Below are 18,773 nucleotides of genomic sequence, written 5' to 3' on the forward strand. Positions count from 1 at the left end.
GACCATTGGAGGGATCGGGGGTAAAATTCAGGTACTTTTTCCCTGAAAATTAGGTAACTGACTACCTCAAAATCGGTAAAACCCTACACCCCACACCCCACACCCTGCCCCCACGAAAAACTTTTTCAGCAGCCCCTACTTAGGTAATTGACCAGATGAAAATCGGTAAAACCCTACACCCCACATCCCACACCCTACCCCCACGAAAAACTTATTCAGCAAACCCTAAATACAGTTCCTTATTTGGTTTTGCCAAAGATTCATTAACTGAGTTTCCATTGCTTTAATCCAGGTAGCCGGTTGAAATAGTGGTAAATCTCCCTGTTTTTGCTGCCATTGCTGAGTGAATTGGCGCAGTTCCTCCCAGTGGGTCCCCCAATAAATTGCTTGGACTTGATAGGATTCCCTACTTTCACAGACAAAAGATTCTAAACCAGCAGCGTGGCAAATACTCATCCCCATTCGCGAAGCAAAAGTATCTCCAGGACAAGTCAGTAAAGGAACGCCAGCTTGAATGGCGCAAACAGAAGTCGCTCCGCCATTATACAGAAACGTGTCTAAAAACAAATCTGCCTGCCGACACACAGAGATGAATTCCCATGGGGAACGCTGAACTAAAAAGACAAGACGCTCTGGGTCAACGCCTGCGGTTTTCGCTTTTGCTCGCAGGGTTTGGGAAATATCCTCAGAAGACTCCGCCAACCACAGCACAGCGTTGGGTACAGCTTGCAAAATCTCCAGCCAGCAAGCAAAGAGTTCAGGCGACCATTTATCAGTGCGATTAAAACAAGCATAGACAAATCCCTCGTCTGGTAATCCCAGTTCCGACCGCGATGGCGGTGGTTCAGAAAAAGACAAAGGAGTAGTAACAAAAACGTGGGGTAATTCCACTAAAGTTTCCCTGTAATATTCCGCCAAATCTGGGGGAATTAAAAAGCGATCGCCCAGAATGTAGGGGATAAAATCTGCACCAAGGGTATCAGGATAACCCAGATAGTGGAGTTGCAGGGGAGCCGAAGGATACAGAAGCAATAGCAGCCCTAGAAAAAGCCTTAGAAAAAGAAGCGGAAAACTCGATCGCCACCGTGATTAAATTGGCCATATCTCAGTTACAACGGCAAGAGGCTGACATCAACACCATGGACGACCATGAGAAGGACAACCTAAAATCTTTTCGCTAATTTTGCCATAGACTGCACCCTTTGCTTCTAAAATGGGCTATTGCGGCTAGACCCGAATATTGGTCTAGCATTTGCCCGTAGACTGAATAAAGCACGTTATAAAGATTATGGCCAAAGTTCTGGTATCCGATTCGATCGATCCGGTAGGAGTAGAAATTCTGTCACAGGTTGCCCAAGTGGACGTGAAAACAGGACTATCCGCCGAGGAAATCATTCAAATTATCCCCGAATACGACGCACTGATGCTCCGTTCCAGTACCCGCGTCACTAAGGAAATCGTCGAAGCGGGCAGCAAACTACAAATTATCGGCCGCGCAGGGGTAGGAGTCGATAATATCGATGTTCCCGCGGCCACCCGTCAGGGGATTATTGTCGTTAACTCTCCCGAAGGTAACACGATCGCCGCTGCCGAACACGCCTTGGCCATGATGTTATCCCTCTCCCGTCATATTCCCGATGCCAATCAGTCGGTAAAAGCGAATAAATGGGAAAGAAATCGCTTTATCGGCACAGAAGTTTATAAAAAGAACCTAGGAGTCGTCGGTTTAGGGAAAATTGGTTCCCACGTCGCCGCCGTTGCTAGATCCCTAGGCATGAAAATTCTCGCCTACGATCCCTTTATTTCCAAAGAACGCGCCGATCAACTCGGTTGCACCCTAGTGGATCTGGAACTACTCTTTGCCGAGTCCGATTTTATCACCCTCCACGTCCCGAAAACTCCCGAAACCCAGCATCTCATCGGTCGGGAAACCCTCCCTAAGATGAAACCCACGGTCCGCATCATTAACTGTTCCCGCGGCGGCATTATCGACGAGTTGGCTTTAATTGAAGCCCTCGAATCCGGTAGAATCGCCGGGGCAGCCTTGGATGTATTTGAACAGGAACCTTTAGGCGAATCTAGATTAAGAGAATTATCTAACGTCATCCTCACTCCCCACCTAGGCGCATCGACTACGGAAGCACAGGTTAATGTGGCTATTGATGTGGCCGAACAAATTCGCGATGTCCTCCTCGGTTTGCCAGCGCGTTCGGCCGTTAATATCCCCGGACTAACTCCCGATGTTATGGAAAAACTGCGCCCTTACCTGCAATTAGCGGAAACTATGGGTAATCTCGTCAGCCAGTTAGCAGGAGGTCGCTGTGACTCGTTAAATGTCCGTTTACAGGGAGAATTGGCCACTAAAGACAGTCAACCCCTGGTGATAGCGGCAATTAAGGGTTTACTTTCCCAAGCCCTCCGGGAACGGGTAAACTATGTTAATGCGGCGATCGAAGCTAAGGAACGCGGTATCCGGGTAATCGAAACCCGGGATGCTTCCACCCGCGACTATTCGGGATCGATTCATTTGGAAGCCAATGGTTCCATGGGGACCCATTCCGTCACCGGAGCGCTGTTAAGTACGGGAGAAATCCGCATTACTGACCTCGATGAGTTCCCCATTAACGTGCCTCCGAGTAATCATATGTTATTCACCCTTCACCAAGATATGCCCGGTATTATCGGCAAAATTGGCGCACTTTTAGGCAGTTTTAATGTCAATATCGCCAGTATGCAGGTAGGACGCAAAATTATTCGCGGTGACGCAGTTATGGCCCTGAGTCTCGATGATCCTCTACCGGAAGGTCTTCTCTCGGAAATTACTAAAGTCCCCGGTATCCGCGATGCTTACACGGTAAAACTCTAGATTAAATCAGTTATCAGCTTCTGAAGGCAAGAGGCAACCCCCCACCCCCCTAGGGTTGATTCAAGGTAGGGTTGATTCATGAATCAACCCTACTACCGACATCGGGGGGGTCGGGGGGCAAGGGGGGCTAATCTAAGAATAAGCGGTTTAAATGCGTCTTAGCTTAATCAGTAATCAGTGAAAGGAAAGCTCGGAACTTGCCACTTAATACTTTTGACTGAAAACCCAAATCTGATAACTGATACCTAATCACTGATAACTGATATATGTCTAATAGTTGGTGGGAAATTACGGTTTTGTGCGAACCTAGTCTCGAAGAAACGGTTTTCTGGAGACTGGAAGATTTTGGCTGTTCGGGAACGGCCACCGCTAAAAAACAATCCTCTTTAGAGGTTAGGGCCTATATACCAGAAATTAAAGCGCAATTGCCTGATTTAGAGGCACTAAGCCTCTGGTTAAAGCAAGATGCTTTGATTTTAGGTTTTTCTGAACCTGTCAGCCATTGGCAGTTAATGGACGAGGAAGACTGGGCCAGCAGTTGGAAACAACATTGGCAGATCAGCGAGATCGGCGATCGCTTTTTGATCTGTCCTGCTTGGTTAAATCCCCCGGAAAATAACGAGAGATTGGTGATTAAAATTGACCCCGGTTCCGCTTTCGGCACGGGAACGCATCCCACCACCCAATTATGCCTAGAATCCCTAGAAATGCGTTTAAGTAGCCATCCAGAGAATAAAATTATCGCCGATATCGGTTGTGGTTCTGGCATACTGGCGATCGGGGCGATTTTATTAGGGGCCAAAAAAGTTTATGCTGTGGATACAGATCCGCTGGCGGTGAGTGCGACGTATAGTAATCGCCATCTCAACGGGATTAACCCCGAAAATTTGGCTATTAATCACGGTAGTGTCGGGGAGTTATTAGAATTAATTCCCGATGGTGTCGATGGCATCGTTTGTAATATTTTAGCCGAGACAATTATCGCTTTAATGCCCGAAATCACCCGTCTGGCAAAACCCACCACTTGGGGAATTTTAAGCGGCATCCTTGTTACCCAAGCACAAGCAGTTACAGATATTTTAGAACCCCAAGGCTGGACAGTGGCTGCCCTGTGGAAACGTCAAGAATGGTGTTGTCTGCAAATTCGTCGCGCTGTGGATTAATATAGCTGTCAGCCTGGAATCAGTTATCAGTTATCAGTTATCAGTGAGCAGTTATCAGATTTGAGTTTTCAGTGAGCAGTATCAAGTGAGGAGTATTAAATGGCATTAACAGTGCTGTCTTGTCACTTCACTGATTACTAAGTAGGTAGGCGTTAAAAATTATCAGATGCCCCCCTTATTAAGGGGGGATTAAGGGGGGATCCCCCCGCCTATCGGCACCCCCCTTATCAAGGGGGGCAGGGGGGATCGAACCTAAAATCCATTTTTAATTTAATTATAACCAGCTACTTATTTACTATTTACTATTTACTGAAAAAAGCATCCATGACTCAAGATAGTTTTCGCATCAGTTTCGCTCCCTTATCTTTGCAGGAAGTATATCAATTAGCCGATGATGGGGCTAATGGGGCTATTGTACTAATGAGTGGTACTGTACGGGAGCAAACCGACGGTAAACCAGTTATTTATCTTGATTATCAGGCCTACGAACCCATGGCGATGGAGGTTTTCCGGCAAATTGCTCGGCAAATTCGGCAAACCTGGCCCGATACTAATCGAGTTGTCATTCACCATCGCACCGGTAAGCTAAAAATCGGTGAAATTAGCGTTTTAGTAGCGGTGGGTTGTCCCCATCGGGGGGAAGCTTTCGCAGCCTGTCGTTATGCTATTGATACTCTCAAGCATAATGCCCCGATCTGGAAAAAAGAATACTGGTCTGATGGTTCTAGTCAATGGGTTAGTATTGGGGCTTGTGAACTGGAAAATCGATAAATGGGGTTAAGGATGGGTTTATTTACCCATCCTCGGAATAATTAGGCAGCTATGACGGTTTTTTCCGCCATTAATGCCTCTTGGCGTTGGAATTCGGCTAATTGTGCCGTAATTTCATCCCGGACAATCTGACGGTATTCAAGGAAATGCTCGTTGTGGGCGCAGACAGTGATATAGTGTTCGGCATTGGCGGGATTATGACGCAAAATACCGAATAAATTCTGCCAGAATTTCCAGCGAGTGGAACGTTTAAAGCCCTGTCGCCAGATAATTACCGCTAGGGCATAGAGATCGGCCCGGCGAGGCAGTTTAAAGGCAGGTTTCGCTTTAGGTGCGCCTAATTTCAGGAAACAGCGATAGGTGCGATCGAGAAATACCTCCGGATCGTACAATTTCCAGAAGGCTTCAATATATTCTGTGGCAATATCTTCGATCGGCCGGGTGGGAACGAAATTCATTAGGGTACTTTGGTTAATGTCCTGTTTCCCCGTTAATCGTAGTCGTCCTTCTTTTTCCAAGCGAGTCCATAGGGCGGTATTGGGTAAAGCTTGTAACATTCCGAAGAGAGCCGTGGGAATGGCCGCTTCTTCGACAAAATTAATAATGCGATCGGCCGCTCCTTTTTTCTCGCCATCAAAACCGATGATAAATCCCGCCATAGGGCGCAATCCAGCTTTAATAATCTTATCTACCGTCTCGGTTAAGGAACTACGGGTATTTTGGAATTTTTTGGTTAATTGTAAACTTTCTTCGTCGGGGGTTTCAATACCTAAAAAGACCGCATCAAAGTAACAATCGACCATCATTTCCATTAATTCGGGATCGGCGGCTAAATCTACCGATGCTTCCGTGTTAAACCGGAAAGGATACTGGTGTTCTTCTTGCCAAACCTTTAATTCTTTGAGGAGTAATTTAACGTTGCGCTTGTTGCCGATAAAATTATCATCCACCATGAACACGCCCCGACGCCAACCTAATTCGTAGAGATAATCTAATTCTTTTAATAATTGTGCGGGGGTTTTGGTGCGGGGTTTACGACCATAGAGAACGATAATATCGCAAAATTCGCACTGGAAGGGACAGCCCCGCGAAAACTGCACCGACATGGAATCATAAGCTTCAAAATCGAGCAGATCGTAGCGTGGGATCGGGGTAATTGTCACATCGGGTTTTTCTGTGGTGCGGAAAACACCTTTGGTTTCTCCTCTTGCCAATGCTTCCACAAACATCGGGATGGTGATTTCTCCCTCATCGAGAATCAGAAAATCGGCCTCGGCCACTTCATGGGGGATAGAAGTGGGATAGGGACCACCCACAGCCACCAGTTTACCCCGTTGTTTGGCTTCGTGAATTTGTTCGATTAAATCTTGACGTTGCACAATCATGCCGGAAAGAATCACTATTTCAGCCCATTCCCATTCTGCTTCTGTCACCGCCCGAATATTGCGATCGACCAGTTTAAATTCCCATTCCTGCGGTAAAATCGCCGCCACCGTCACCATACCCAGGGGAGGAAGTAAGACTTTGCGATCGACTAATTCCAGAATTTTGTTATAGGACCAGAAAGTCGGCGGAAAAACGGGATAAATCAGTAAGGCACGCATATTCACTCCTCGCTCGATGGCGATCGATTCTTGACCTTTCGCTTGATTGTAATCTTTTTCGGTCAGGGATGGGAAAACCGTTATTTAGCCCTAGAACTAAGATCAGGCTTGATTTTCGGCCGCCATTGCCAACCCTTGACCCTGCCACCATAAAAGTTTATGGTCAACATTAATAAAATTTATGTAAACAAATGTTGCATAGTCTGGGAAGTTATGTTACATTTAATATCAAGCACTTGAATCAAATGCAATTTTATTATAGGAAGGCAATTCACCATGGATAAGCAAGAAAACAAACTCGGCTTCACCGCTTTCGCTGAAAACTGGAATGGTCGTTTAGCCATGCTCGGTTTCGTTATTGGCGTAGCTACGGAATACTTAACCCACAAAGGCATCCTTGCTCAATTAGGCTTAATGTAATTTCAGCCTCGATTGGTGTGCATCTACAATCGTCTTGAATAAATTATTAAAAAAAGGGGAGGAGCATAGCTCTTTCCCTTTTTAAGTGGGAGGTTGGGGAGATTTTTCAGTCATCGGTAAACAATAATCACTGATCGTGAAGCTAAGTAGCTGGTTATAATTAAATTAGAAATGGATTTTAGGTTCGATCCCCCCTGCCCCCCTTGATAAGGGGGGTGCCGGTAGGCGGGGGGATCTGATAGTTTTTGAGTAGAAAAGGGATTTCTCGGAGAAACCCCTTTTCTGTGCGTTACTCAGACAATAACCTCGCGCACTGGGAAGCGGAACCCTGAAACCATTTTTTAGCAAGGCTTCCACTGATATTCAGCCAACCCTAATTAACTTAACAATATAATCCCTGAATCCACTGCCATTCTTGGGCTAATCCTTCGGCTAAAGAGACTTGGGGATTATAACCTAGAATAGTACGCGCTTTGGTGACATCGGCGGCGGTGTGACGGGCATCTCCCCGGGCCAATCCTTGATGCGATCGCTTAATAGGTTTACCGATGACTTTTTCCATGGTATCCAAGACATCCAGTAAAACCACGCGACTGCCACCACCAATATTAAACACCTCACCCACCGCTTCCGGCACGACGGCAGCGGCTAAATTAGCGGCTACAGCATCGCTAATGAAGGTAAAATCGCGGGTTTGTTTGCCATCCCCGTAGATGCCGATTGGTTTACCCGCGATCGCTGCTTGAAAAAACTTATGGAAAGCCATATCGGGACGTTGCCGCGGTCCATAAACGGTGAAATAACGCAAGGCAGTGACGGGAACGTTAAAATTCTGGTGATATAGCCAACAGAGTCTTTCTGCCGCTAATTTGGTGATGCCGTAGGGTGAAACTGGTTGGGGACAGAGGGTTTCCGGAGTCGGCATCGTTTCCGCATTGCCATACACCGAGGAAGTGGAAGCAAAAACCATCCGTTGTAAAGAAGGGGTTTCCTTAGCGGCCTCAAGAATAATTTGAGTAGCATTTATATTCCTTTCGGTATATTGACGAAATCCATCACCCCAGCTTGCTCTGACTCCTGCTTGGGCTGCCTGATGGAATAATACTTCTACTCCTTGCAACAGTTGTCTCCAGTCGAGGGCTTGTATATCCGCTTCAATTAACTTAAATTCGGGATATTTTGCTAGAATATGGGCATTTTGGCGCTTTAAACTGGGGTCGTAATAATCATTAAATTGATCGATACCGATCACCTGATCTCCTTGTTCTAAAAGCTTTTCTGCCAAGTTAGAACCGATAAAACCCGCGACACCAGTAACAATATGAGTAGCCATTTAATCCTAGTCGTTGATATTTTGTATCGATTGTAATCATTTTTGCGCTTTTTGCCGCAATCAATTTCCGTCGTCCGCTGTCAGCTTTTAGGGGTCAAAATCGATAGATTTATTATATCTCCTGCAAAAATCAAATAGATTAGGAGACAGGAGACGGTCTAGAGGAGGACAGGGTAAGCGCATCTTAACAATCCTTGACAAAATGAACTTTAGGTGAGTTGCTTACCCAGAGGACGATTCAGACATATTTGAGGAAAATTGCCCATCTCAATTGTTAAGCAAAAATCGACCAAATGGGTCGATTTCGTGACTATTCTGATTGACTGGTATCACTTGAAATACCCGCACAGCAAACGGAGCACAAAATTGGCCAATTGTCAATAGCGTTTAAGATGCTCTCACCCTGGTTGCTGCTTAAATTAACCTGCTCCAACAAGTTATTAATTATCGGTTAATTTCCCTGACTCATATAGTCTTAAATTTGCCAAAAGCGCGAGGATGTCCAGCTTTTTGGGAACAAAGAAAATAGCGCGCGGGTTCGTAATGATTTTCAGCACTAAAAGGGGAACAGAAATTATCTCCGAGTAAATCTTCTCGCACAAAGAAAGCATTCACTCCCGAAAAACTACAAGCTACCAATTTATAACCCTTTTGATGACCAAGTTTTTCTAGAGCTTTCAAACTTGATCCCATATGACTATTATATTTCCATTGGTGACTGGGATTATACTGCATCACCCAACTGGATTCGGGGGGATAAATAGCATTATATTCAAGAATTACCACCCGGGGACGATAATTAGTAATTGCTTGCCAGACCCAATAATCATTACCATCAATATCAATGGATAATAAATCTAATTCTGTCGGTACATTGCCCTCTCGAAACAAGTCTTCAATATTTTCGGCAGTGATAAAAGTATTTTTTAAAGTTAATCGTTGCTTAGCAATTAAATCTTCAAAAGATTGGCGAATACTTTTACAAAATCGCTCACTGCCTTCAATCCAATAACCTTGCCATCCTTTCACTAACAAATAGGTACTATTATTTTCTAAACCGTTGCCAACTCCAAATTCCACAAAGAATTTATTTGTGGTTCCAATGCGATTAAAAATTTCGCTAGTAATGCCATCTTCCCCCGCTTGCGAAAAAACCTTAAATTCGTAGCGGTTTAGTTTTTTAGGGCTATCATATTTTGGGTTTTTATGCAAGTTTTCTAGCAGATAATTGTCAATTTGTAACTCTGTTAGTATATCTTGATATTTTGAGGAGGCACTATTCAGAGACTTAAGGTTTTTGAGAATCTCTGGGATTGCTTGCCAAACTGCCGCCATATTTTTGAGAAAGGTTTTCATGGATTTTAACTACAATTAACGAGTATTTTTTGATTCAATCGGTTGTTTAGATAACACTTGTGAATAACGGAGTCGGAGAAGAATTTTTTTTGCCCAATGTTGAAACACTTTCAATTGATGACGTTTGCTGGGTAAACGCAGAATATAGACAAATCGACGCATTATATCGGCTAATCTACCAGTAATATTAATACCAAAACTGGAGACAAGGGCTGATTGTTTACCCAGGGTTAACATATCACCTAAATGCAGATAATAATAGGATTTGAGCGATTTTTTTCTAATCACTGCCGAGATATTTTTGGCTACTACACTGGCTGCTTGATAGGCTGCTTGTGCTGTGGCAGGAATTACCTGTTTACTCGGATAAATTTCGGCTATATCCCCAAGGGCAAACACTTCGGGATAGTCGATTAATTGTAAACTGGAACGGGTTAATAATTTGCCTTGTGCTGTTTTCTGACAATCTAAATTATTGATCCAATCCTGTGCCTCAGTTCCCGCTGTCCACAATAATAAATCAATGGGGATAACCTCATTTTTATTATCTTTAAATACGGTTATGGAATTAGCGTTAACTTCCTTTAATCCCGTGTTTAAATAGAGACTAACATTCTTGGCTAAAAGGGAACGATAGGAAGCAACACGCACCGATTTAGGGAAGTTTTGCAGTATTTCCTCGTTCCTTTCCACTAGATGAACTTTGCCTTTTTTTCCTAAACGATCAGCCACCTTACAGGCTAATTCTACCCCATTGGGACCGCCGCCAATAATGGCTAAATTAATTGAGGATTTTCCTTGAGTTTCTAAGTCATGAATTGCCGTTTGTAATCTTTCCACATCCTCTAAACTCCGAAAAGTTAGCCCATAATCGGCTAACCCCGGTATAGCCGGCCAACGATTCCGCACTCCCACCGCTAAAACTAGGTAATCGTAGTCTATAACCTCCTCATTTTCTAAATATACTCGATGATTATTTAAGTCAATATTACTAGCTTTTTGAGTTTTTAAATTAACCTGAGTTCCTGTTAATAATTGACGGTAGGAAGGGGCAATTTCCCAGCGTTGCAATTCTCCTGTAATTAGTTCATAGAGAAGGGGAGTAAAGAGAAAATGGTTTTTTGGTTCGACTAAAGTTATTTGCCATTGACCCGATTTTACTGCTGTTAATCGACTCAGATCGAGTGCCGTGTATAACCCGCCAAAACCACCCCCCAGAATGCAAATCTTAGTTATAGGTTTATTCATGGATTTTTATTCTCAGTTGTGTTTAAGATGGGTTTCAGTTCCGAAACTAATTGTTCTGAACGAATAATTCTCGCCGGGGGCAAAAGATGATAGTGAGTGTCAGCAAAAATAGTAGAATCGGTCTTAATATTCAAGTCTTTTGGGTCATAAATTGTTGGCACAACCCGACTTAATTCTTCGGCGGATTTGCGAATATTAGCAACGGTTTTACCCTCATTTTTGGCATAAACCCAGGGCAAAGAAACCACTAAAGTCGCCCCTTTTGCTTCTAAATCTTTCTTGAGTTTTTCAATCAATTTAATTGAGTGAGGAGAAGCAGCAGTATTAAAAGTCATTTGCCACCATTTCCCTGTTCTTTCCTTAACTATAGTCGGATCACCTGTATTAGTAATCGGATCGGAAAGATAACCCGTCATTCTGCCTTTGCTGAATAAATCAACCATCGATTTAGTGACTGGACGCATCCCCGGAATACCTAATAACCAAGTATCCTCGATCATGGTTTTTAAAGGTATCCCACCTAACCCCGGTTTGCCAATAGCGACGCTAAAAGGTGCGGATCCCCAAAGTCCTTCGCCGCGATTAAAACCGTCCTCATCCATGAGCATGAGATATTCGGGAATCAGCAGAATTACGTCTCCTTGGCGCGCTTTTTCGAGAATCATAGCGGCAATGACATTTAAGCCGATATCCCCCTGTAAACCGAAGTTAACCACCGGCATTCCCAATTCTTTGGCCATTAATTCCGAATTTATGCTATAATGCGCCCCCGATCCCGCCGTGACGATTAAACGCCGCGGTCCTTCGGTACTAGCAGCGATCGCTGATTTTTCCTCGTACATCATCCGCAACCAGCTTAATTCGCCACCGTAGATGACATTATAAACAAAGCCGAGGGACCAAGCGACTCCCAGAGAGGCTAACCAGGGGAAAATGTTAAAGGATTTAGTATTCATCAGAATTCAAAGTAAATAAAGTTACCGGTATTAGTGGAAGCTAGGAGAATCGTTAAACCTAGCAATATTTTGGACAGCCAAGGCGATAACAATAGTTCATATTCAAACTTTTTCTGAGCAATAGCCAGATGTTCGAGGATTAAAACAATGATACCAAAAACTAAAGCAACGCTTAAAACTGCTCCTTGATTGAGAGTATAGGAACTAAAAATCTCAGCGATATTAGCTAAGGAATAATTGAAAGGATTGGCAATAACCAGAATTTTGCCGATTAATCTTCTGGTGTTAACCTCCATGAAAAAGAGACAACCAAAAATGACAGCCAATTGCGTTAAAGCCCAGGAGAGAATTTGCGGCTGAGAAACGTATTTTCCGACAAAAGCATAGAAAGGTCGGCCTAAATAACGCAGTAATAATAATAATGCCCCGTGGTAAGCCCCCCAAAAGATGAAATTCCAGGCCGCACCGTGCCAGAAACCTGAAAGCGTAAAGGTGATAAATAGGTAAAAAGGGGCCCAGTTTTTATTGGAACCCATTAGGGGTAAAAACACATAATCCCGAAACCAGGTGCTAAGGGTGATATGCCAACGTCGCCAAAATTCGTTAATACTTTGGGATGTATAGGGTGCTAAAAAGTTTAATTCTAATCTAACCCCGACAAAATAGGCTAAACCAACAGCAATAAAGCTATAACCGCCGAAGTCAAAATAGATTCTCAGGGTGAATAAAAAAGCCTCAAACCAGATATACCAAGCATTGTCGATCATCTTATCTAATTCGATGTAGGGCGCAATGTTATCGGCGAGGACAAATTTCATAAATAAACCGAGGGAAAGCCAACGCAAACCCTTCTCGAAGTTTTCTCCTGTAAATTTGAGGCGAAATCCCTCCATTTGTGGTAATAAATCCCGGCGACGCTCGATCGGACCTGCGACAATTTGGGGGAAAAAGGAGATAAAATTGACATAATCGAGGACGGCTAGGGGTTTCTTTTTCTTTTCGCGTAGGGAGTCCACCACGAAAGCCACCATCTGGAAGGTATAGAAGGACACCCCCGGCGGTATTTGGCTAGGCACGGGAATCGGAGAAAGTTCCTTCCAGTTAGGGGGGAGGGAAACGAATAATCCGATGATTTCCTGCACAAAAAAGCCGAAATACTTGAAGTAGGCCAGGACGAGAATATCGATGACGATAACGATAGTGGCTAGGAGATTCGCTTTCCAGCCGCTCATTTTCAGCACTAGCCAGACCATAATGTAGTTAAAGGCTAGGGAGACTATGAAAACGAGGAAACTGGTGCGACTTGCGTAATAAAATAGGATTAGGGACAGCGCTGCTAATCCGACCCCATCAAAAACACCTCGCCAGAGATTGAAGGACTTCGCCAAGTAGCGTGCCGTTAAGAAAGGAACGCTAAAAAGGATTAATATCCACCAAAATATAAAATCAGAGTAATTCAAGGCTTATTAACTCCTGATGGTCTGTGTTACCTTGTTTGAGATGGGTTTCCTGACTTCTGATGCTCAGAGACGAGGGATTTTCTTGACAAGCCTATCAAACTTTGTCAGACTTGTCCATAAAATTACCTTCATCCATCCTAAAAAATCGAGGCTAGACAAGTAATGCTTTATCAAAAACTGTTAGATGCCCATAAACGCTATCGGCAATTTAAGACTTATCCCCATATTGCCGATCAATATTGGTCTAGTCAATTGGCAGAGCATAATATTAGTCCTAATTATGTGGAATATGATGCTAAATCTGGTCAACTTTTTTATAAACCTTTAGGGGTCAGTTTAAGCAAAAATAAGCAGGATTTTCTTTTGGGTAGTAAAGTTTTTAACAAAGCTAACGCCTTAAAATCTCTAGCCAATTGTAAATTTTATATCGATGAGCAACAGGAATTAATTATCGAGATCGATGGAGTTAAGTTAATTATCGAGACGGGACAGGATTTAGATATCGCCCATGAAATTTTCCTTTTAGGTGTATATAATTTCCTCTATGATAAGCCCTGTGTAGCGATTGATATTGGTATGAATACGGGTTTTGCTAGTCTCTTTTTTGCCAATCGAGCTAATGTAAAAGCTGTCTATAGTTACGAACCTTTTAAGGCTACCTACGACCAAGCTTTAAGAAATTTTGCCCTCAATCCTAATCTAGGGGAGAAGATTAAAGCTTTTGATTATGGAGTCGGCGCTCGGGACGAAATTATTCAAGTAGAATACGATTACAATGTTAAAGGTAGTGTTGGTATTTCTGGTATTGACAACCAATTAAAACCTTTTGCCTCGAAACAAACAGCTACAGCTGATTTAATTCTTAAACCTTTCACCGATGTGTTTAAGGGTATTACCTCTGACTATCCCGATATCGATATAGTTGCCAAGATTGATTGTGAAGGTTCCGAATACGAAATCCTCGATTCTTTAGCGGCAACTGGTCAATTAGGACAGATCAAAATTATCATGATGGAATGGCATAACAAGGGTCCCGATGCTTTAGTCAAACATCTGCAAGACTTCGGTTTTATCATCTTTTCTAGGATGCCTCGCAGTAAAAATGTTGGCACTTTGTACGCAATTAAACCCTAAAGTAGAGAAGTGAGGTGATGGGGTGATAGGGAGATGGGGAAATTTCAACTAATACCCAAAAACCCCAACACCTTCTAACTGATAACTGATAACTGCCTTACTGTGCTTGACAATAGGTGTTAAAAGCTTCGCCAGTTTCTTTTTCTAATTGTCCGGCTTTTCTTACCTTTTCCTGTGCTAATTTTGCCCCGTTTTTATTGCGAGTTTCGATAACTTGAATTATTTCACGAGTGGCAGTGGCATAATCTTCGTAAACTTGAGCGAAAGCGATTTTATATTTCTCTAGTTCTGGATCTTTCACTGCTAATTTTTTCATATTTTCCGCACCCTGTTCGATTTTATCGGCGGCTAATAGCCAACTTTTTTGGTCAATTTCTCTCCCTTGACCGTTGGTTAAAGATTTGGTTTCTTGGGCCACTTCGTTGGCAATGCGATAGATTTTTTGACATTGAAACTGTTTACTATCAGCACAACTTGCTAAAAAAGTCAAGCCCATAAATATTAAGATTATTTTGTTATTCATAGCATTGTATTTGAGATGATTCTAGAGAAGCTTATAGCGGTAAACTATCAGCCTCTAGCAGTTTTTTTACTGTTAAGCGTGTCTTTTTTGATGCCAATTCCAGGCGTGTTCAACTATTACCTTGAGATCGGCATATTGGGGATGCCAACCGAGAACCTGTTTAGCTTTATCACTACTGCCGATTAAAATCGGGGCATCACCTGCCCTTCTGGGACTTTCGATGACGGGAATATCTAAACCAGTTACCGCTCGCGCCGTTTCAATCACTTCACGCACAGAAAAACCGTTACCATTGCCCAAATTAAACACATTACTTTCGCCCCCATTTAAGAGATATTCTAAGCCTAAAACGTGAGCCTGTGCCAAATCATTGACATGGATATAATCGCGAACAGCAGTGCCATCGGGAGTATCATAATCCGTGCCGAAAATTGACAGGGAATCCCGTTTTTTCAGGGCAGTTAATAAAGCCAGGGGAATTAAATGGGTTTCCGGTTGGTGATCTTCCCCTAATAAACCACTGGGATCGGCTCCTGAAGCATTAAAATAACGGAAAGCCACCGATTTTAAACCGTAGGCCGAATCAAAATCCCGAAGAATTTGTTCCACCATTTCCTTACTAGCAGCGTAGGGACTGAGGGGATGATGGGGGTGATTTTCCGTCATCGGAATTTCTTTCGGCATTCCATAAATAGCACAGGTGGAAGAAAAAACAAATTTCTTCACATCGGCGGCGATCATCGCTTGCAAAAGAGTCAGACTACCACTAACATTATTTTGATAGTAAATAGCCGGTTCTTGGACTGATTCCCCCACGGCAATAAAAGCGGCAAAGTGCATGACGGCGGCAATATCACGACTAGCAAATAAATTATCCAGCAGCGATCGATCCCTAGTATCACCGACAATTAACTCAACTTTTAATATATCCTTAATGATTTCGGCGTGACCGTAGGATAAGTTATCGAGTACGATGACGGAATAACCGGCATTTTTGAGCGCTAGAACTGCATGGGAACCAATATAACCCGCACCGCCAGTAACGAGAATGGTAGGTTTAACTTGAGACACGCGATCATACCTATTTGAAATTGACTTGTCTATAACTTTATACCCTAATTTTGCTTTTATTTGACCATCATGTTAAGTCCTCTCGATCTATCTCTTTCCCTTGACAAGGAAACTTATCAATCACAAATTAAAGATTTAATGCAACAACTGCGATCGCTACAGAAGTCCTGTTGGGAGTGTAAATTACCCGTGGTGGTGGTTTTGGAAGGTTGGGCGGCGGCAGGGAAGGGAACTTTAGTCAAAAAAATGGTTAACTATATGGATCCGCGCGGTTTTACCGTCCATCCAATTTTAACCCCTTCCCCCCAAGAGGAAAGTTACCCGTTTTTGTGGCGATTTTGGCAAAAACTGCCAGCAAAGGGCAGTATCGGCATTTTTTATCACAGTTGGTACACCCATCTACTAGAGGATCGACTCTTAAATAAATTGCCCTCCTCCCAGATTCCCCTAGTCATGCGCGATATCAACACCTTTGAGCGACAATTATTTGATGATCGGGTTGCGATCGCTAAATTCTGGATTCACCTCAGTCAAAAGGAATTAAAGTCACGCATCAAAGAATACGCCGAAAATGAACTAGAATCTTGGCGCGTGCGTCCGGAAGATTGGCAACAGGCCAAACGTTATGATGAGTATGCCAGTTTAGCTGAGGAAATGATTACCTACACTAGCACGGGGGCCGCCCCTTGGATATTGGTGGAGGGCAACTGTCAACGTTGGGCCCGGGTAAAAGTTCTCTCCCAATTAGTCGGTACGATCGCTCAAGCTTTGGATCAGCGCCAATTACCGATCGAACCTCCTGTCAATCTACCACCCCAAGCCCAATTACTGCCCACGGAACCCGATTATCTGGGGAGAGTGGACTTAAGTGCCAAATTGGAAAAAGAAGAATATAAAATCCGTTTGCGTCAGGCACAGGTAGAATTAAGAAAACTGCAATTAGAGATTTTTCAGGCAAATATTCCCGTTTTAGTCCTGTTTGAGGGGTGGGATGCCGCCGGCAAGGGAGGGGCGATCAAACGCTTAACCGATACCCTCGATCCTCGCAGTTATCAAGTGATTGCCTTTGCTGCCCCGACGGAGGAAGAACACCGCTATCATTATCTCTGGCGCTTCTGGCGCAAATTACCCGCAGCCAAAACTATCGGTATATTCGATCGCAGTTGGTATGGACGGATTTTAGTGGAGAGAGTGGAAGGATTCGCTAAAGATATGGATTGGCGACGGGCATATCAAGAAATTAACGAATTTGAGGCCCAATTAACCCATTCAGGCTGTGTTTTAGTCAAATTCTGGTTACATATTAGCCCCGAAGAACAGTTAAATCGCTTCAACGAGCGCCAAAATAACCCCTATCGTCAACATAAACTCACCGATGAAGATTGGCGCAATCGGGAAAAACAGCCCCTCTACCATGTGGCAGTTAATCACATGGTAGCCCGCACTAGCACCCCCGTCGCCCCCTGGACAATTGTAGCGGCAAATGATAAGTATTTCGCCCGCGTTAAAGTCATAGAAACAGTAATTGCCGCTATTGAAACCGGTTTGAAACAACGGGGATAGGGGAGATAGGGGTATGGGGATTTTTTCGATTCCCCTCCCTTAACCCTGATGTGCTGAGAAGCAGAGTCGAGAACTTCATTGAACGTTTTCAATATCCACCAGAGGAGAAACAATCATGAATCTCAATGAGTTGCCGGGGGCTGAGATCATCTTACCCGGACTGAGGGATCTTCACAATGGTGAGTCTAATACCATTGGGGCGTTGCTAGTTGCGATCGCAGCGACGCGCCTAACCGAAGTCGGTTTCGATATCCCTAAAAATCACCTAGCTGCAGAGCCAGAGCTAACCTTGTATGCCTATCTCCAAGAGGAACGGGATGATGCTTATTCTTACTATAATGCTTTGCTGAATCGCCTCAATAGCTTTTGCAATGCACTCGAACTCGCTTATAAAATATGATGACAATTTCCCCCAGTTTAATTTCTCCCGATCTCAGTTTGGCCGATATTCCCCTAGAGGAAACCCTCTCCTTAGGAGTGATGGCTTCTGGTAGTGGTTCCAATTTTGCTGTTTTGGCGGCAGCGATCGCCAAAAAACAACTCAATGCCCAGATTTCTGTCCTCATCTACAATAATCCCGATGCCAAGGTAAAAGAAAAAGCCGATCACTACAATATCCCTGCGGTTTTCCTCGATCATCGTCAATTTAAACCCAGAGAAGAACTCGATCGGGCCCTGGTCAAAACTTTCCAGGAATACGGGGTAAAATGGGTAATTATGGCTGGCTGGATGCGGATTGTCACCCCGGTGTTACTGGATGCTTTTCCCGATCGCGTGATCAATATCCATCCTAGTTTACTACCCAGTTTTAAGGGTGTGCGTGCCGTGGAACAAGCTTTAGCTGCGGGGGTAAAAGTGACCGGATGTACTGTGCATATCGCTCGCGCGGAGGTAGATAGCGGCCCAATTTTAATGCAAGCAGTGGTTCCCATTCTCCCGGATGATACCGAGGCCAGTCTCCACGAACGCATTCAAGTGCAAGAACATCGCATTTTCCCGGTAGCGATCGCTTTAGCGGCGAAATTGGGCCTGTAGAGATAGATTTCCCGACCTCCTTGGCGATAATGCCAGCAAAAAAAGGAAAATTCAAGGTAAATCGTTAAATATCCTGAAGGGGTGACAACCAGCTTGAAGTGTGGACAGGGGGTAGGGTGTAGGGGGTAGGGTGTGGGGAAAAATCCTGTAGCCAAACAGGAACTCTACCAAGGAGGAAACCCCGAACAAGCCAGTTTTTCGCTCTGGAAGCGTTCTTCAACTGAAACCAGACATCCCAGTCTGGACTGAGATTTTCCCTACACCCCACAC

17 protein-coding genes are annotated in these 18,773 nt (G+C 43.9%); 8 read left to right on the plus strand and 9 right to left on the minus strand.

Features of this window, described 5'->3' with window-relative positions; genetic code table 11:
• Nucleotides 1-225 precede the first annotated feature (225 nt).
• Nucleotides 226-1,032 (minus strand): O-linked N-acetylglucosamine transferase family protein, encoded by an 807-nt coding sequence (locus LW728_RS00005; protein ID WP_002804128.1) that lies wholly within the window; start codon nt 1,030-1,032, stop codon nt 226-228.
• Nucleotides 1,033-1,288: 256 nt separating this feature from the next.
• On the opposite strand from LW728_RS00005, the gene serA reads away from it, so the two are divergent.
• From serA to LW728_RS00020, 3 genes are all read left to right on the plus strand, one after another.
• Nucleotides 1,289-2,866, plus strand: coding sequence for a phosphoglycerate dehydrogenase (gene serA, locus LW728_RS00010; protein ID WP_287764522.1), 1,578 nt, complete (start codon nt 1,289-1,291; stop codon nt 2,864-2,866).
• A 266-nt stretch (nt 2,867-3,132) separates the two neighbouring features.
• Nucleotides 3,133-4,029: a 50S ribosomal protein L11 methyltransferase gene (gene prmA / locus LW728_RS00015; RefSeq protein ID WP_287764525.1), complete on the plus strand. Its 897-nt coding sequence runs from the start codon at nt 3,133-3,135 to the stop codon at nt 4,027-4,029.
• A gap of 324 nt (nt 4,030-4,353) precedes the next feature.
• On the plus strand, nt 4,354-4,800 hold the full coding sequence (locus LW728_RS00020) for a molybdenum cofactor biosynthesis protein MoaE (protein WP_002804124.1): 447 nt from the start codon (nt 4,354-4,356) through the stop codon (nt 4,798-4,800).
• Between the two features lie 41 nt (nt 4,801-4,841).
• On the opposite strand, the gene LW728_RS00025 is transcribed toward LW728_RS00020, so the two are convergent.
• Complete coding sequence (locus tag LW728_RS00025) at nt 4,842-6,404, minus strand: B12-binding domain-containing radical SAM protein (protein ID WP_002804122.1); 1,563 nt, start codon at nt 6,402-6,404, stop codon at nt 4,842-4,844.
• Between the two features lie 258 nt (nt 6,405-6,662).
• Here LW728_RS00025 and LW728_RS00030 point away from each other — a divergent pair, with 258 nt between their 5' ends.
• A complete protein-coding gene (locus tag LW728_RS00030; protein ID WP_487353236.1) occupies nt 6,663-6,824 on the plus strand; it encodes a CAB/ELIP/HLIP family chlorophyll-binding protein in 162 nt (53 codons plus the stop codon).
• A gap of 382 nt (nt 6,825-7,206) precedes the next feature.
• On the opposite strand, the gene LW728_RS00035 is transcribed toward LW728_RS00030, so the two are convergent.
• From LW728_RS00035 to LW728_RS00055, 5 genes are all read right to left on the minus strand, one after another.
• Entirely contained in the window at nt 7,207-8,157 is a 951-nt protein-coding gene (locus LW728_RS00035; protein WP_287668066.1) for an NAD-dependent epimerase/dehydratase family protein, read from the minus strand.
• Nucleotides 8,158-8,622: 465 nt separating this feature from the next.
• Nucleotides 8,623-9,513 (minus strand): class I SAM-dependent methyltransferase, encoded by an 891-nt coding sequence (locus LW728_RS00040; RefSeq protein ID WP_287764528.1) that lies wholly within the window; start codon nt 9,511-9,513, stop codon nt 8,623-8,625.
• A 15-nt stretch (nt 9,514-9,528) separates the two neighbouring features.
• On the minus strand, nt 9,529-10,761 hold the full coding sequence (locus tag LW728_RS00045; protein ID WP_287764531.1) for an NAD(P)/FAD-dependent oxidoreductase: 1,233 nt from the start codon (nt 10,759-10,761) through the stop codon (nt 9,529-9,531).
• Nucleotides 10,758-11,717: a hypothetical protein gene (locus LW728_RS00050; protein WP_287764534.1), complete on the minus strand. Its 960-nt coding sequence runs from the start codon at nt 11,715-11,717 to the stop codon at nt 10,758-10,760. Before LW728_RS00050 ends, LW728_RS00045 begins: the two co-directional genes overlap by 4 nt.
• The gene (locus LW728_RS00055; protein ID WP_287764537.1) at nt 11,717-13,177 is read right to left on the minus strand and encodes an MBOAT family O-acyltransferase; all 1,461 of its coding nucleotides are present in this window, start codon (nt 13,175-13,177) and stop codon (nt 11,717-11,719) included. Before LW728_RS00055 ends, LW728_RS00050 begins: the two co-directional genes overlap by 1 nt.
• A 162-nt stretch (nt 13,178-13,339) precedes the next feature.
• On the opposite strand from LW728_RS00055, the gene LW728_RS00060 reads away from it, so the two are divergent.
• The gene (locus LW728_RS00060; protein ID WP_002804115.1) at nt 13,340-14,311 is read left to right on the plus strand and encodes an FkbM family methyltransferase; all 972 of its coding nucleotides are present in this window, start codon (nt 13,340-13,342) and stop codon (nt 14,309-14,311) included.
• A 97-nt stretch (nt 14,312-14,408) separates the two neighbouring features.
• Here LW728_RS00060 and LW728_RS00065 read toward each other — a convergent pair whose 3' ends face one another.
• Together LW728_RS00065 and galE are read right to left on the minus strand one after the other, a co-directional pair.
• On the minus strand, nt 14,409-14,834 hold the full coding sequence (locus LW728_RS00065; protein ID WP_287764540.1) for a hypothetical protein: 426 nt from the start codon (nt 14,832-14,834) through the stop codon (nt 14,409-14,411).
• Nucleotides 14,835-14,906: 72 nt separating this feature from the next.
• Nucleotides 14,907-15,905, minus strand: a complete 999-nt coding sequence (gene galE, locus LW728_RS00070) for a UDP-glucose 4-epimerase GalE (protein WP_104396786.1) — start codon at nt 15,903-15,905, stop codon at nt 14,907-14,909.
• A gap of 69 nt (nt 15,906-15,974) precedes the next feature.
• Here galE and pap point away from each other — a divergent pair, with 69 nt between their 5' ends.
• The 3 genes from pap to purN all read left to right on the plus strand — a co-directional run bounded on the left by pap (nt 15,975) and on the right by purN (nt 18,503).
• Complete coding sequence (gene pap, locus LW728_RS00075) at nt 15,975-17,468, plus strand: polyphosphate:AMP phosphotransferase (protein ID WP_002804113.1); 1,494 nt, start codon at nt 15,975-15,977, stop codon at nt 17,466-17,468.
• Nucleotides 17,469-17,583: 115 nt separating this feature from the next.
• Entirely contained in the window at nt 17,584-17,868 is a 285-nt protein-coding gene (locus LW728_RS00080) for a hypothetical protein (RefSeq protein WP_002795695.1), read from the plus strand.
• The gene (gene purN, locus LW728_RS00085; protein ID WP_287764543.1) at nt 17,865-18,503 is read left to right on the plus strand and encodes a phosphoribosylglycinamide formyltransferase; all 639 of its coding nucleotides are present in this window, start codon (nt 17,865-17,867) and stop codon (nt 18,501-18,503) included. Before LW728_RS00080 ends, purN begins: the two co-directional genes overlap by 4 nt.
• Nucleotides 18,504-18,773 lie beyond the last annotated feature (270 nt).

It is taken from the genome of Microcystis sp. 49638_E5 (assembly GCF_021300285.1).
In the GTDB taxonomy this organism is placed as follows: Bacteria; Cyanobacteriota; Cyanobacteriia; order Cyanobacteriales; family Microcystaceae; genus Microcystis; species Microcystis aeruginosa_C.